This is a genomic window from Macrococcus brunensis, from assembly GCF_004359615.1.
Taxonomy (GTDB): domain Bacteria; phylum Bacillota; class Bacilli; order Staphylococcales; family Staphylococcaceae; genus Macrococcus; species Macrococcus brunensis.
Map to the genome: position 1 here is coordinate 25,693 of NZ_SCWA01000010.1, position 16,414 is coordinate 42,106.

The 16,414-nt window shown below is 42.6% G+C and carries 13 protein-coding genes; 9 read left to right on the plus strand and 4 right to left on the minus strand.

Features of this window, described 5'->3' with window-relative positions; genetic code table 11:
- Positions 1–37: 37 nt before the first annotated feature.
- From ERX27_RS06585 to ERX27_RS06600, 4 genes are read right to left on the minus strand one after another with little or no spacing between them, the layout of a single operon-like run.
- Positions 38–2,641, minus strand: a complete 2,604-nt coding sequence (locus tag ERX27_RS06585) for a YfhO family protein (protein WP_133432043.1) — start codon at positions 2,639–2,641, stop codon at positions 38–40.
- Positions 2,638–5,214 (minus strand): YfhO family protein, encoded by a 2,577-nt coding sequence (locus ERX27_RS06590; RefSeq protein ID WP_243715873.1) that lies wholly within the window; start codon positions 5,212–5,214, stop codon positions 2,638–2,640. Before ERX27_RS06590 ends, ERX27_RS06585 begins: the two co-directional genes overlap by 4 nt.
- A complete protein-coding gene (locus ERX27_RS06595; RefSeq protein WP_133432044.1) occupies positions 5,204–5,587 on the minus strand; it encodes a GtrA family protein in 384 nt (127 codons plus the stop codon). Before ERX27_RS06595 ends, ERX27_RS06590 begins: the two co-directional genes overlap by 11 nt.
- Positions 5,580–6,515, minus strand: a complete 936-nt coding sequence (locus tag ERX27_RS06600) for a glycosyltransferase family 2 protein (protein WP_133432045.1) — start codon at positions 6,513–6,515, stop codon at positions 5,580–5,582. Before ERX27_RS06600 ends, ERX27_RS06595 begins: the two co-directional genes overlap by 8 nt.
- A gap of 87 nt (positions 6,516–6,602) precedes the next feature.
- Here ERX27_RS06600 and ylqF point away from each other — a divergent pair, with 87 nt between their 5' ends.
- The 9 genes from ylqF (at position 6,603) to hslV (ending at position 16,410) form a co-directional block, all read left to right on the plus strand.
- A complete protein-coding gene (gene ylqF / locus ERX27_RS06605) occupies positions 6,603–7,478 on the plus strand; it encodes a ribosome biogenesis GTPase YlqF (RefSeq protein WP_133432046.1) in 876 nt (291 codons plus the stop codon).
- Positions 7,465–8,220, plus strand: a complete 756-nt coding sequence (locus ERX27_RS06610; protein ID WP_133432047.1) for a ribonuclease HII — start codon at positions 7,465–7,467, stop codon at positions 8,218–8,220. Before ylqF ends, ERX27_RS06610 begins: the two co-directional genes overlap by 14 nt.
- An 81-nt stretch (positions 8,221–8,301) precedes the next feature.
- Positions 8,302–9,471 (plus strand): ADP-forming succinate--CoA ligase subunit beta, encoded by a 1,170-nt coding sequence (sucC, locus tag ERX27_RS06615; RefSeq protein WP_133432048.1) that lies wholly within the window; start codon positions 8,302–8,304, stop codon positions 9,469–9,471.
- 17 nt (positions 9,472–9,488) lie between these two features.
- Positions 9,489–10,397, plus strand: a complete 909-nt coding sequence (gene sucD / locus ERX27_RS06620; RefSeq protein ID WP_133432049.1) for a succinate--CoA ligase subunit alpha — start codon at positions 9,489–9,491, stop codon at positions 10,395–10,397.
- Positions 10,398–10,553: 156 nt separating this feature from the next.
- The gene (gene dprA / locus ERX27_RS06625) at positions 10,554–11,399 is read left to right on the plus strand and encodes a DNA-processing protein DprA (protein WP_133432050.1); all 846 of its coding nucleotides are present in this window, start codon (positions 10,554–10,556) and stop codon (positions 11,397–11,399) included.
- Positions 11,400–11,475: 76 nt separating this feature from the next.
- Entirely contained in the window at positions 11,476–13,545 is a 2,070-nt protein-coding gene (gene topA, locus ERX27_RS06630) for a type I DNA topoisomerase (RefSeq protein ID WP_133432051.1), read from the plus strand.
- 88 nt (positions 13,546–13,633) lie between these two features.
- Positions 13,634–14,938 (plus strand): FADH(2)-oxidizing methylenetetrahydrofolate--tRNA-(uracil(54)-C(5))-methyltransferase TrmFO, encoded by a 1,305-nt coding sequence (gene trmFO / locus ERX27_RS06635; RefSeq protein ID WP_133432052.1) that lies wholly within the window; start codon positions 13,634–13,636, stop codon positions 14,936–14,938.
- A gap of 60 nt (positions 14,939–14,998) precedes the next feature.
- Positions 14,999–15,871 carry a tyrosine recombinase XerC gene (locus tag ERX27_RS06640; protein WP_133432053.1) on the plus strand — a complete coding sequence of 291 codons (873 nt, stop codon included), beginning with the start codon at positions 14,999–15,001 and terminating at the stop codon, positions 15,869–15,871.
- A 14-nt stretch (positions 15,872–15,885) separates the two neighbouring features.
- Positions 15,886–16,410, plus strand: coding sequence for an HslVU peptidase proteolytic subunit (gene hslV, locus ERX27_RS06645; RefSeq protein ID WP_133432054.1), 525 nt, complete (start codon positions 15,886–15,888; stop codon positions 16,408–16,410).
- Positions 16,411–16,414: the final 4 nt, after the last annotated feature.

Consider the following 16,414-nt stretch of genomic DNA (forward strand, 5'->3'; position numbering starts at 1 on the left):
AATCCCGTTATATCTTTTAAGATATAACGGGATTTATTTATTCAGCAGGGGGCGCAAATGTTTCGATTTCTTCTTTATTGGTTACAATGCTGTGTTTTCCTCGGCTCACTTTTCGCGTATACCAGATAGCAATGACCAGACCGATAAGGCTGATGAACTGCATGAGGTGGAAGTAGGGCGGTGTGTAGGAAAGTTCTATTTTCCTGGCACTTTTGTCTATTTTGACAGCAGTCATTAAATAGTTGCCTTCAGAAACTTCAGCTTTCTTACCGTCCACTTTAGCTGACATCCCTTTTAAATAAGGGGTGGGGATAACGGCGTACCCTGTGTCATGCGGACTCAGTGTCGCGACGAGTTTACTGCCTGTCTGAGTCAGCTGATGTTTCTGCTGCTTTGTAGCTGATTCCAGTGTCTTATAATCTTCACCGTAAATACCGTTGATCTGATACGTATAGGTGCCTGACATGAGCTTCAGCTGAATTAAATCAGACGCTTTGATACGTAGAGTAATGGTCGGGTTAAAGCGACGGTAGTCATCATCAAGCGGTTTACGTGACTGATAGATTTCATTGATCCAGACGTAATGATAGCGACTCGGCGTTTTTAATTCGATGCTTAAGTCCACGTACAAATCTTTATAGCGGTCAGCCAGACGCCTAGGAAGCTTGTAAGTGATGCCGCCCTGGTCCTGATTGACGATCAGCTGTTTACCGTTATAGGTCGCATTATTCAACGACATCGATGCCTTGGATAGAAGATTCTCAGCAGGCGTCACTTTTCTGTTTGATGGACTGTCCAGTACAACACCGTCAAGCATCGCATGCTCACGGTCAATCGGTGTCTTCAGTTCATTCGGATTAAACACTTTATCAGTGACTCTGACAAGTGGCAGCTCATTGGTGTTGTGATAGACAGAATAACTTTTGTCTTTGCCTTGTCTCTGGTCAGTCAGTTCAAATCCATAAGGCAATGTCGCAACGTTATCTGTCCGGATGGAATGGTTGACGTTAAAGAGACTGTACAAATTGGCACGTTCACCTAAACGGTAGTAAATACTGTTGCTGTCTGTGTCCATCGTAATATTCAGTTCCTTGTCATAGAACTGATAGATATCTTTATCGAATATACTTGAGTACAGTTTAATGCCATTGAAATGCTGATAAAGCGGTGTGTTATGAGTCGCTGACGTCTGCCAGTCTATCCGGGCAGCAGGTGATGCTTCTGTAATATCATTGATGATTGAGCGCTGCGTCTCGCTGTTGTATTTATCTGACTGGACAAACGCTAAGTCGTGCTCATAGAAAGGGTGCAGTGTATCCATCTGTTCACGGATATAGTCATAGACAAAGAAAAGATTCATAATGACGATTGTGACGGCTAAAAACTGATAAGTGGCGACCTTTGGTCTATTGATATAGAGCATGATAGTGACTGCGATGACCGGAATAAATAGCAGCCAGACGAGCGATTTACCGGCACCGATAATGGACAGACTATAAATGATGGAGACTGGAATCAGTGAAATAGCAATGTCCTTTAGGTTCAGGTTCTTTAGATGATGCAGGTAGGTTGCTATCAGCCCGGCTGATGAGAATGCGAGCATATAGACCCAGCGTCTCTGATCGATAGAAAAGCCATTAAAGAAACTGTCGAACAATGGCGACAATGAACCCGCCATAAAGAGCCAGGTAATGACGGCGAACAATCGGAATGTATAGTTTCTGTATAGCTTGAAAGTAAACAGTGCCATGACCGCAATAAATGGGATGACGATATAGTAGCCATCATAAAACAAATTATAGTGGATAATAAAATCGATAAAGGGCTTCAGTTTAATCGGTGGTAGTGTCCGGTCGTTCAACACATAACTCGTGACACCGGTCGAGAAACCGACAGCACTGACCATCAGTGCAATAACAGACGAGATGACGATCACTTTGATCTTAGTCGGGCGTAATACGCTGTCGCTCTCTTTTTTGTAAACAGTCCGGTAGACGAAATAGAACATCACAAAAATGAACTGATAATAACTGAAATAAAAATTGGAATGAAGCGTCAGTGCGATTCCTAAAATATAGATGCCGATCTTACGTTCAGCAAAAAATCGTTCCATACCAAGTATAGTAAGCGGCAGATAGAACATGACGTCACTGAAGAAACTCCAGGTAAACGTAAAAAAGAAATAGACGGTCGAGTAGCTGTATAGAAAAGCACTTGCCATGCTTGCATATCGATTGATGCCGAGATATTTAAAGAGACGGTAAGTCACATAAAGGATGGCCGTCAATTTAAAGACAGAAACGATGATCTGATTGACAAACCAGAAATCGGGACTGCCAGTATTCAGCGGCAGCAATAAGTCGAGCAGATAGACTACACCGAAATTGATATAGGCAATCGGTGAAGTCGAATAATAATAGGCAAGGCTGCGAAAGAAATCGCCGCCAATACCAAAGCCCATATCATAGAAAAAGTTGAACTTTGAGAACTGCTCATATAAATAAAGCTGGAAAGGAATCATCTGCGCGATACTGTCACCTTTACCCGAGAAGAGAATGCCTTCAGTGACGAACCTGTAAATGACAACACTATGGGCCAGAAGCGACAGAACGAGACAAGTCGCTAATGTTTTGAATTTCATGATTTACGCTTCCTTTGCACCGGTTTTAAGTAAAATATCGCAGCAATGAGTGACAGAACGGATATAAGAACAGTCAGATAGAAATAAGGCGGCACATACTTGAAGTCGACGACTTTGGCATCAGCAGGTATTTTAACGACCGCCTGCAGATAATTACCTCTTTCAACTTCTGTTTTTTTACCGTCAACTCGAGCTGTGAGACCATCGCGGTAAATAATCGGCGTGACGAGGTAGCCTGCCTGGTGATTATCCAGTTTCGCCTGCATATGATTGCCGCTTTCAGTAAACTGGATGCCATTCTCTCGCTCTGCGTTTTTAAGGGTCTGATAATCTTCGCCGTAAATACCCTGTACTTTAAAGCGATAGGTGCCTTTTGTCATGCCGATCAGAATCTTGCCATTTTTAGGTCTGACCCGGTATAGCAGATCGTCCTGATGCGTTCGGTATTTACTTGACTTAAACAGACGGTTATTGGCATAACCATTGACATTAATCTGAATATTGCTTTCAGCTGAAGTCAGTTCAGCATGGAGCTCAACGTAAAAATCCTGATACTTCCTGAGTGCATCTTCAGGCAATGTGATCACCACACCGCCGCTTGGAGGATTAACGATTAAAGATTCATTATAGGTCTGCCACTTGGCACCTGAAGCCTGAATAGTGCTTCTGCTGAGTAAGTTTTCAGCGGGATTTATTGCAGTGTCTGAATCTGTATTCATCACAACACCCTTCAACATCGCATGTTCCCGGTCGATCGGCGTCTTTAAGTCGTCAGCATCAAAAATGGTGTCTGTGACTTTAGCGACTGGCAGAGGCAATGTATTCTCATATATTTTATACTTGCCTTTTGTCTCAATCAGCTTGAAGTTTTCAGGGATGTCTGTCTGATAATCTTTTCTGACGAGATAGCGTACATTAAAAAGCGACTCCAGATTACTGCGCGACTGAAAAGTAGAGTAACGGCTGATGGATTCTTCTTTTAAATTGATTTTCAGCTGATTATAGTAGAAGTCAATGAGAGAACCGTCAAAAATACTGGAATAAAGACTGACGCCAGGGAAACTCTGATAAAGCGGGGTGTTATCCTGTTCCAGGACACGCCAGTCGATGCGTTCTCCTGGTTTAAGCTTTGACTTCAAGCTAGCAATAATTTCCTGCTGCAGCCCTGAGTTATAGACGCTGGACTCGATATAAGACATCTTCGCACGGCTGTCGATACCCGGATTGTAGTTATCATACAGATTGTGTTCTTTAACGATATGCCAGTTGAGCAGCATAATCGCAGCAATCTGCGCATAGTACAGGTAGTGCTGAGCCGGTTTATTTTTAAGTAGCAGAATGAAGAGACCGATAATCGCAATAACTGGCATATACCAGATCCATTCTACTTTTTTATCAATATAGATATAGCTCAAGCTGACAATAATGAAGCCTGGCAGTAATGAATAGAGATAGTTCTGAATAGAAATCTGACGGAACTTCGCTATATACATGGCAATCAGGCCACTTGAGAAAAAGGTCAGCAAGTAATGCCAGCGTTTCTGAGGGGCTGAAAAGCCATTAAAGACAGAATCGATAAAAGGCATAAAGCTTAAGTAAATCAGTGCAATCGTCAACAGTGCAAAGAAACGATAGAAATAAGAACGGTAGAACTTGAAAGTGAAGAGCGCCTGCAATGCAATATAGAGCACGATCACTAAATAGTTGTCATAAAAAATATTGGCGTGCTGGTCAAATGTATTGAACAATTTCATCGGGTCCGTATAAGGCGCACGGTCGTTCTGCATAAATCCTTTGACCCCGTAGAAAAAGCTGAACATCGAAATCCCTGTGCCGAGTAGTGTCATCGTTAGAAATGCTTTCCACTGTTCGAGTCGCGTTGCACGGTCACTCTCTGATCGGAAAATCATGCGCAGAACGAAATAGATAACACCGAACAGCATCTGATAATAAGCGAAATAAAAATTATTGATCAGAGACAAAGCAACGGCCGCAATAAACCAGATTTTTTTCTTGTCCTGAATGTACTTCTCTATCCCGAGGAGGAGAAGGGGCAGGAAGATAAAGACATCAGAAAAGAAAGACCAGTAAAGCGTAAAGCGGAAGTAAATCGCTGACGTCAGAAACAGAAATGCACCAAGTACAGCACTTGCACGATTCACCTTCAGATAAGTGAAATAAAGATAGGTGAAGTACATGGCTACAGCAGACTTAAAGATGGAAATATAAAATGCATTGACTGCCCAGAACTGAATGGTGTCTGTCTTAAAATGAAAAAGAAGATTCAGCCACCAGACAGCCACCATATTGAAATAAAAGACGACGGATGTTGAATAATAATAGGCGAGATCAGTATAATAATCGCCGCCAAGACCAAAATTCATGTCATAAAAAAACTCGCCGTGTGACCATTTATCATAGAGGAACAGCTGGAAAGGCAGCATCTGTTCAAGACCATCATTAGGTCCAGTGAATATAGTGCCATCTTTAATAAAACGATAAATATAAAAACTGTGACCGAAAACAGCGAGCAGCAGAAAAAGAAAAGGAAATAGATACTTTTTATTTTTCATGATTGTCCTCAACAAAAATATATTTTGCGATGAAATAAGTGACAGGTACTGTAATAATAAGTGCCGGGAACGGGGCGAGTCTTTCGTCCAGTCCCATTTTAACGAAAAGCATCAGCAGTAAGGTCTGCAGTCCCATGTTGATGACTTGAGTCAGCGGGAACTTCAGGAACGTTGACCATTTCGGCTTAACATGATAGACAAAATAACAGTTCAAATAGTAGGAACAGATAAATGACCAGAGAAATGCGGTGATATGACTGACCATATAAGGTACAATATTCAGCAGCAGTAAATACATCACATAATAGTTGACCGTATTGATAACGCCGACGATGACAAAACGGATAAATGCAGAGCTGAACAGTTTAGTCATGTTTCATCGCCTCAACATTCGTCCGCTCAACAATAAAGTGAGGTCGTCTCTTGCTTTCAGAGTAGATACGTCCGATATATTCACCGATGACACCTAGACTGAAGAGCTGAACACCGCCGAGAAAGAGGATAGCAGAAATGATGGTGAAATAGCCTGGTTCATCGATGCCGTGGAAGATGATCTGAATCAAAGTCGTCAAAATATAGAGAAGACAAATGATTAAAGTTACCGTTCCGAAATAAAAGCAGACCCGAAGCGGCTTGTTGTTATAGCTTAAGACGCCGTCTATCGCATAATCTAATAGAGACAGGAAATTAAATGATGATTGCCCGGCTTCCCGCTTCACATTTTTAAAAGGGATGGTTTTCTTACTATAGCCGACCCATTCAAAAATTCCTTTTGAGAAGCGGTTGTATTCATCGAGTGACAATATTGAGTCAATTACAACACGGGAGATCAGTCTGAAGTCACCTTCACCGTCAACGAGATCGACATCTACATTAAAGTTGATCAGTTTATAGAACAGCTGACTTGGAATTTTTCGAAGTATATGTTCACCGTCACGGTCACGACGAGCGACGACCTGATCATATCCCTCCTTATAAGCCGCGACAAACTGTGGAATTAGTTCGGGCGGATGCTGAAGGTCGGCATCCAGTATAATCGCAGCATCTCCTGTGGCAGATTTTAAGCCGGCTAGCATAGCAGATTCTTTTCCAAAGTTACGTGAGAATGAAACATATTTGATATGCGGATCCTGTTTACTGAGCGCTTCAATCATCTCAATAGAACGGTCGCTTGAACCGTCATTGATCATAATAAGCTCATAATTATAATCATTTTCTGTCATGGTTTGTGTGATAGAATGATGAAGTCGACTGATATTTTTTTCTTCATTATAAATAGGGATGATTAATGATAATTTCATGATGACTCCTTTTTAATGCTGATTAATGATTTCAGACTTTATCATAACATGAATTAACTTAAAGAATAATGAAAGAAGGTAATGACTTTGACAATACAATGGTTTCCCGGCCACATGGCCAAAGCAAGACGCGAAGTAACAGAACAGCTGAAGATGGTGGACTGTGTCTTTGAACTACTGGATGCACGAATTCCATATTCCTCCAGTAATCCGATGATCAGTGATATCATCAAGGATAAGCCGCGCGTCGTGTTGCTCAACAAAATGGATATGGCAGACCCGAGAGAGACAGCGAAATGGATGAAGCACTTTGAAGCTGAAGGCGTCTATCCGGTTGCGCTGGATGCGAAGAACGGCAAGAACTTAAATATGGTCATCAAAGCAGCAGAAGCGGTGACGAAAGAAAAGTTTGAAAGACTAGCTGCAAAAGGACTCCGACCACGTGCGATACGTGCCATGATTGTAGGTATTCCAAATGTCGGAAAGTCAACTCTTATCAACCGTCTTGCTAAAAAATCACTTGCTAAGACAGGTAATATGCCGGGTGTCACAAAGAAACAGCAGTGGATTAAAGTCGGTAAAACACTTGAACTGTTAGACACACCGGGTATACTCTGGCCGAAATTTGAAGATCAGGTTGTCGGTAAAAAGCTCAGTCTGACGGGTGCGATTAAAGACAGCATTGTCCATCTTGACGAAGTGGCTATCTACGGACTTGAATACATGCAGATGTACGATCTTGAAACACTGAATAAACATTACAATATTACAATAGAAGAAAATGATTCGTATCTGGAAATCTTCGATCAGATCGGCAGGAGCCGCGGTATGAAAAACAAAGGAAATGAAATCGATTATGAATCTGTCATTGAACTTGTCGTTCGTGATATTCGTAATGCGAAAGTGGGCCGTTATACGTTTGACCGGGTAGAAGAAGTAGGACAACCGGATGAAACTGAGTGACCTTAAAAACGAGCTGCAGGACTATCATGTGGCGGAAGATATTTTAAATGATTTTGGGCAGGACACGCGGAGCGGTGCCAAAAAGCTGGTCGCACAGAGACTGAAGCAGCTGGAACAGGCTGTCAAAATCAAAGAAAACTATTTGCAGGCGATGGAATTTGAGAATCGTTATCCAGGTGAAATTATCTGCGGTATAGATGAAGTAGGGCGAGGACCACTCGCTGGTCCCGTTGTCGCCTGTGCCGTCATATTGGAAGAAGGTCATTATTATCCGGGTATGACAGATTCGAAAAAACTGTCTGCGAAGAAACGTCAAAGTATTGAAACAAGTCTTCTCAGTCAGGTGCGGGATTATGCGATTGGGATAGCCTCTGTAGAAGAAATCGACGAAGTCAATATATACGAGGCGTCAAAGCTTGCGATGCGACGTGCTGTAGAAAGTCTGAAGGTTAAGCCGACTGTTCTCTTAATCGATGCCATGACGCTTGATACCGGCTTAATCGAAGAAGCGATTGTTAAAGGAGATATGCGCAGTGTCTCCATCAGCGCTGCGAGTATTCTCGCAAAAGAATACCGCGATAGATTGATGGCGGATTATGACAAGATATACCCCGGCTATGATTTCAGTCAGAATGCCGGCTACGGGACTGCAAAACATTTAGCGGGCATAGAGGAACGGGGAATCACTCCGATACACCGCCGGACATTCGAACCCATTAAGTCAATTATCAGCAATGTCTGACAATTATCGTTTACAATAACGCTTACATTTTCTATAATTGAACCGTAAGCTGAATTTAACCCGTATTTAGGAGGATGGAAGATGAATATCCATGAGTATCAAGGGAAAGAAATTTTTCGCTCAATGGGTGTAGCTGTACCTAATGGTTCAGTTGCTTATACACCTGACGAAGCATTAGAAGTAGCAAAAGGATTAAAAGAGGGCGTTTACGTCGTTAAAGCTCAAATCCACGCAGGGGGCCGCGGTAAAGCGGGTGGCGTTAAAATTGCGAAAAGCTTAGATGAAGTGAAAGGTTATGCTGAAGAACTTTTAGGTAAAGTACTGGTGACACATCAGACAGGCCCTGAAGGTAAAGAAGTCAAACGTCTGTTAGTAGAAGAAGGCTGCGATATTCAAAAAGAATATTATCTTGGTTTCGTTTTGGACCGTGCCACTGACTCTGTTGTTTTAATGGGGTCAGAAGAAGGCGGAACAGAAATTGAAGAAGTAGCTGAATCTAATCCGGAAAAAATCTTTAAGGAAGTCATCGACCCTGTAACAGGTCTTATGCCGTTCCAGGCGCGTCGTTTAGCGTTCAACATCAATATTCCTAAAGAATCTGTGAATAAAGCAGTGAAAATTATGATGGGTCTTTATGATGTCTTCATCCAGAAAGATGCTTCTATCATTGAAATCAATCCGCTTGTCACAACAGGTTCAGGCGATGTACTTGCGCTTGATGCAAAAATCAACTTTGATTCTAATGCACTGTTCCGTCATAAAGACATCGTTGAACTTCGTGACTTAGAAGAAGAAGATCCAAAAGAAATCGAAGCATCTAAATATGACCTTGCGTATATTGCACTCGATGGCAATATCGGCTGTATGGTCAACGGTGCGGGTCTTGCGATGGCAACGATGGATACTATCAACCATTTCGGCGGCAATCCGGCAAACTTCCTGGATGTAGGGGGCGGTGCGACGAAAGAGAAAGTAACAGAAGCATTCAAGATCATCTTAGGTGACGATAAAGTAGAAGGTATTTTCGTCAATATCTTTGGTGGTATTATGAAGTGTGATGTTATCGCTGAAGGTGTCGTTGCGGCAGCTAAAGAACTTGAACTGACGATTCCTCTTGTGGTGCGCTTAGAAGGTACAAACGTTGACCAGGGTAAAGAAATTCTGGAGAACTCAGGCTTAGCGATCACACCTGCCGGTACAATGGCAGAAGGGGCACAGAAAATCGTTGAATTAGTTAAACAAGCTAAATAGGAAGCGGGGAGAAATTCGTGGGAGTATTTATTGATAAAAATACGAAAGTATTAGTACAAGGGATTACAGGATCAACAGCTCTTTTCCATACTAAACAGATGATTGAATACGGTACACAGATCGTAGCCGGTGTTACACCTGGTAAAGGCGGCATGGAAGTTGAAGGCGTGCCTGTTTTTAATACAGTAGAGGAAGCAGTTAAAGCAACAGGCGCTACAGTATCTGTTATCTACGTGCCAGCTCCATTTGCAGCTGATGCCATTGTTGAATGTGTAGATGCTGAACTTGAACTTGCCATCTGTATTACAGAACATATTCCAGTTCTCGACATGGTTAAAGTGAAACGCTATATGAAAGGCAAGAAAACACGCCTCGTTGGACCTAACTGTCCGGGTGTTATCACAGCTGACGAATGTAAGATTGGTATTATGCCAGGCTATATTCATAAAAAAGGTCACGTCGGTGTTGTTTCCCGCTCAGGAACACTCACTTACGAAGCAGTTCACCAGTTAACTCAGCTCGGTATCGGTCAGACGACAGCTGTCGGTATCGGTGGTGACCCGGTTAACGGTACAAACTTCATCGATTGTTTAGAAGCATTCAACAATGACCCTGAAACTTATGCTGTCGTGATGATTGGTGAAATCGGTGGAACAGCTGAAGAAGAAGCTGCTGAATGGGTGAAAGCGAACATGACAAAACCTGTTGTCGGCTTTATCGGTGGTCAGACAGCGCCTCCAGGTAAACGTATGGGTCACGCAGGTGCGATTATTTCAGGCGGTAAAGGTACAGCTGCAGAAAAAATCAAAGCGATGAATGCTGCTGGCATTAAAACAGCTGCGACACCTTCTGATATCGGTTCTACATTAGTAGAACGTATTAAAGAAGAAGACGGCTTATACGAAAAATGTTTAACAGTTAAATAATATGTTAAAAGGCGGACTGATGTCTGCCTTTTTTTGTTAGTTGTAATTATAATCAACTTTTTTTCTCGATGAAATTTACATAATGAATGTTCAAAGTTCATAGTTCTGTTACTGATTCTTTATCAAATACATTTAAGATGAAGTTGAGGTGAAGACATGAATGATCTGATTCTAAAATTAATTTATGCAGGTTTTACTACGAAACAGCTTCATCAGTATTATCGTCAGTTTGGCTGTTTTGACTTCGTCACTGAAAAATATGAGATGCTGCTAAGAGAAGGGCAGGATGAGCGTCTACGTGCCAAGCTACAATGCCTGAAAAAACTTGATAGCACACAAATCAGACAGAACTTGAGCCGTGATCAAATTCAGACGGTGTTTTATCATGAATCTGATTATCCTGTTTTATTAAAAGAAATCTACGACTTTCCTTTCGTCCTCTTCTACAGAGGAGATATTAAACTTGCACAGAACAAGGCGCTTGCGATAGTAGGTGGTCGTGAGCGGACAGATTATACAAAACAGGTTCTCACGCGTTTGATGCCTGAACTACGTGACCTGACTATCGTAAGTGGTCTGGCTAAAGGAACTGATGCTGATGCGCATCTAGCTGCCATGGAACACGGCAGTCGGACAATCGGCGTACTCGGCTTCGGCCACCTGCATCATTATCCGAGCGAAACTGCTTTACTCAGACGCCATATGGAAGAACATCAGCTGGTGGTCAGTGAATATCCCCCTTTTGCGGGACCAAAGACATGGCAGTTTCCAGAACGCAACAGGCTGATCAGCGGACTTGCTGAAGGGGTGCTGGTCATTGAGAGTAAAAAACGCTCGGGTAGTTTGATCACACTGGATCAGGCGCTTGATCAGAACCGAAACGTCTACTGTATCCCGGGGCCGGTTACAAGTCAGTATTCTGAAGGCAGTAATCTGAAGATTTTTGAAGGGGCAAAGATGTGTTTAAAGGCGAGTGATATCCTCGAAGATTTTATCGTCTGAAAATTTAATAATTGACAGCACTATCCTTGACCGTTATCATTTACACTTGAAAACGAGTTAAGAAGGGGAGATACAATTGGCAGAGAATCTTGTCATTGTTGAATCGCCTGCAAAAGCAAAAACCATTGAAAAGTATTTAGGAAAGAAATTTAAAGTCATTGCTTCTATGGGACACGTCAGAGACTTACCGCGTAGTCAGATGGGCATTGATGTTGATAATAATTTTGAACCTCGATATATTACGATCCGCGGTAAAGGTCCTGTTGTACAGGATTTAAAAAAACATGCGAAAAAAGCGAAACACGTCTATCTCGCAAGTGACCCGGACCGTGAAGGTGAAGCGATTGCCTGGCATTTGGCACATATACTGGATATAGATCAAACAGCAAAATCACGTGTTGTTTTTAATGAGATAACAAAAGATGCTGTGAAGGAGAGTTTTAAATCTCCGCGCGAAATTAAACATGAACTAGTGGATGCACAACAGGCACGTCGAGCACTCGATCGTCTCGTCGGCTATAACATCTCACCTGTATTATGGAAGAAAGTCAAAAAAGGACTGTCAGCAGGACGTGTTCAATCTGTGGCACTTAAGCTGATTATTGACCGTGAGGAAGAAATCAATGCGTTCAAACCTGAAGAATACTGGACGATTGATGGCACATTTAAACATAATGGTGTCACTTTTAAAGCGAAGTTCCTGCATGAGAATAATAAACCGAAGAAACTGAAAAACAGTAATGATGTCAAAGCGATAGTCAGCCAGTTATCTGGTAATCAGTTCGATGTCACAGACGTTTCTAAAAAAGAAAAGCTCCGTTATCCTGCTAACCCGTTCACAACTTCATCCCTGCAGCAGGAAGCAGCACGTAAACTGAACTTTAAAGCACGTAAGACGATGATGCTCGCTCAGCAGCTGTACGAAGGGATTGACCTTAAAAAACAAGGAACGGTCGGTCTGATTACTTATATGAGAACAGACTCCACACGTATTTCTGAGACTGCTAAAAGTGAGGCAGCAGGTTACATCAAAGAACAGTACGGTGACAACTATTTATCTAAACGTACGGAAGGCAAACAAAAAGAAGGCGCGCAGGATGCCCATGAAGCTATCCGACCAACTTCAGCGCTTCGCACACCGAATGCAATGAAAGACTACCTGTCACGAGACCAGCTTCGTTTATATAAGCTGATCTGGGAACGCTTTATGGCGAGTCAGATGGCACCCGCTGTCATCGATACAGTAGCCGTTGACCTCACTCAAGGCAACATCAAATTCCGTGCCAATGGTCAGACGATTAAATTCAAAGGTTTTATGAGCGTTTATATTGAAGGACAGGACGATGCGGAAGAAGAAGGGGAAAACCGACTACCTGAACTTGAGGTCGGTGATCAAGTTCAGGCGACAGATATCGCTGAAAATCAACACTTTACTCAGCCCCCGCCACGATATACCGAGGCACGTCTCGTCAAGACACTTGAGGAGAAGGGCATCGGTCGACCTTCTACTTATGCACCGACACTTGATACGATTCAGAAGCGTAACTACGTGAAAGTGGATCAGAAGAAGTTTTATCCGACGGAACTTGGGACTATCGTCAATGACAGTGTCAAAGAATACTTCCCAGAGATTGTCGAAGTTGATTTCACTGCCAATATGGAAGCTTTACTTGACCGTGTCGCAAACGGTGAGATGGAATGGAAAAAAGTCATTGCTGCTTTCTATGACAACTTCAAGATTGATTTAGAACGTGCAGAGGCAGAGATGGAGAAGATTGAAATCAAGGATGAGCCTGCTGGAGAAGACTGCGAAAAATGCGGTTCTCCGATGGTTATCAAGATGGGACGATACGGTAAATTTATGGCTTGTTCCAATTTTCCGGACTGCCGTAATACAAAAGCAATCGTTAAAACAATCGGAGTGCCTTGTCCGAAGTGTGACAATGGCGAGGTAGTCGAGCGGAAATCGAAGAAAAATCGTATTTTTTACGGCTGCACCAACTATCCAGAATGTGACTATATTTCATGGGATAAACCAGTGCCGAGAAAATGTCCGAAATGTGAATCACAGCTTGTTGAACGTAAGAAAGGCAAGAATATTCAAGTGGTCTGCACGAACTGTGAATACGAAGAAAAACCACAATAAACTGACGATGTGCTTAAGCACATCGTTCTTTTAGTTTATTTAATTATCAGAATATATTACAATCAGTAAGGATTAAGGAGGAATTATAATGACGACAGAAGTAAATGTAATCGGGGCTGGTCTTGCCGGCTCTGAAGCAGCTTATCAGCTGGCAGAACGCGATATTAAAGTGAACTTATATGAAATGAGACCGGTGAAACAGACACCTGCTCATCATACTGATAAATTTGCTGAGCTTGTCTGCTCAAATTCATTAAGAGGTAATGCACTGACAAATGGTGTGGGTGTTCTAAAAGAAGAGATGCGGAGACTCAACTCGCTGATCATGAAAGCAGCAGATGCAGCAAGTGTTCCTGCCGGCGGCGCATTAGCAGTAGACCGTCATGAATTCAGTGGCTACATCACGGATACATTAAAAAAACATCCCAATATCACTGTATTTAATGAAGAAATTCACTCGATTCCAGAAGGACCGACTATCGTGGCAACTGGACCTCTGACAACTGAAAAACTTTCTAAAAGCATTCAGGAACTGACAGGTCAGGATCACCTTTATTTCTATGATGCAGCAGCTCCGATTATAGAGAAGGACTCTATCGATATGAATAAAGTTTACCTGAAGTCCCGTTACGATAAAGGAGAGGCCGCTTATCTGAACTGTCCGATGACGGAAGAAGAATTTGACCGCTTCTATCAGGCCATTCTAGATGCAGAAGTGGTGCCACTTAAAGAATTTGAAAAAGAAATCTATTTTGAAGGCTGTATGCCATTTGAAGAGATGGCGAAACGTGGCCGAAAAACATTGTTATTTGGACCTATGAAGCCAGTTGGACTGGAAGACCCTAAAACAGGTAAACGTCCTTTTGCGGTTGTTCAGTTACGTCAGGACGATGCAGCAGGTACGTTATACAATATCGTCGGTTTCCAGACGCATCTGAAGTGGGGCGCACAGAAAGAAATTCTTCAGCTGATTCCGGGTCTTGAGAACGTGGAAATCGTCCGTTATGGTGTGATGCACCGTAACACATTTATCAATTCTCCGACTAATCTGCAGCCGACTTATCAGTTTAAAGGAAAAGACGATTTGTTCCTGGCAGGTCAGATGACAGGTGTCGAAGGATACGTGGAAAGTGCAGCAAGTGGTTTGATTGCAGGCATTAATGCCGCAAAGATAGCGACAGGGATTCAGCCGATTGTATTTCCGAAATCAACAATGATTGGTGCGATGGCACATTACATTACACATACGAATGCGAAAAACTTCCAGCCAATGAACGCGAACTTCGGACTATTACCAAGCCTTGAAAAACGAATCAAAGATAAAAAAGAACGGTATGAAACGCTTGCGCATAAAGCACTTGAAAGCCTTGATCAATTTAAAGTCACATTGTAAAGCTATGAATTGATAATAATTTCTGAATTGTGATACAATTCGGATAAATGGGGTGCTATAATGAACAAGGCCATAGAAGATTTCAGCCGTTATCTGCTGCTTGAAAAAGGATTTTCACCTCATACTCAGACGGCTTACATTCAGGATGTTGTACAATTTGAACAGTATTTAAAAGAACAGCATCTACAGATTGAAACGTTTCAATATCGAGATGCGAGAGGCTATCTCGTGTACTTATATAACCAGAAACTGACGCGTGCCTCTGTTTCCAGAAAGATTTCCAGTCTGAAGACCTTTTACCGGTTTTTAAATCTGGATCAGGAAGAGACGAATCCATTTGACAGCCTGATTCATCCGAAACAGGATAAATATCTGCCTCAGTTTTTTTACGAGGAGGAAATGGAACGACTCTTTGCTGAAGTTGATCAAGGAAAACCATTTCACAAAAGAGATCGCTTTATTCTTGAACTGCTGTATGCTACGGGTCTCCGGGTATCTGAACTCGTCAGTCTTAAGCTGACGGATATTGACGAAGAGATGATGGTGCTCAAAGTGCTGGGTAAAGGGAATAAAGAACGCATCGTCCCATTTGGCCACTTTGCGCTTGACAGCTTAAGGGATTACCTGCTGCTCAGACGAAAGTACGCGAAAGATCATGATGGGCTCTTGATTAATCAGCAGGGCGGTATACTGACAGCGAGAGGTGTCCGTTATATTCTGACTGATATCATAAAGCGAACAGGTCAGGTGTCGCATATCTATCCCCATATGCTGCGTCATACGTTTGCGACACATCTCTTAAATGAAGGCGCTGACCTCAGAACGGTTCAGGATTTACTGGGACATGTTAATTTATCAACAACAGGCCGCTATACGCATGTGACAAAAGAACATCTCAGACAAACTTATTTAAGTGCACATCCTCGTGCCTAAAGGAGAGAAATGAATTGACTACAATATTTGCAATCAGACACGACGGCCACACGGCTATGACGGGCGATGGTCAGGTGACACTCGGGGAACAGGTTATTATGAAAGCGACAGCCAAAAAAGTACGTCGTCTTTATGACGATAAAGTAGTCGCTGGCTTTGCCGGAAGTGTTGCAGATGCTTTTACTTTGTTCGAGAAGTTTGAATCGAAACTTTATGAATATAATGGTAACTTATCACGTGCTGCTGTAGAACTGGCAAAAGAATGGCGCGGTGATAAAATGCTTCGTCAGCTTGAAGCCATGCTCATCGTCATGGATGATAAAGAGCTGCTCCTTGTGAGTGGGACGGGAGAAGTCATTCAACCGGATGACGATATCATCGCTATCGGTTCAGGCGGCAACTACGCACTGAGTGCCGGTCGCGCTCTCAAAAAACATGCACCTCATCTATCTGCCAGTGAAATTGCACAAGCAAGCCTCGAGACGGCGGCGGATATTTGTGTGTTCACGAACCATAACATTATTCTTGAGGAACTTTAGGGGG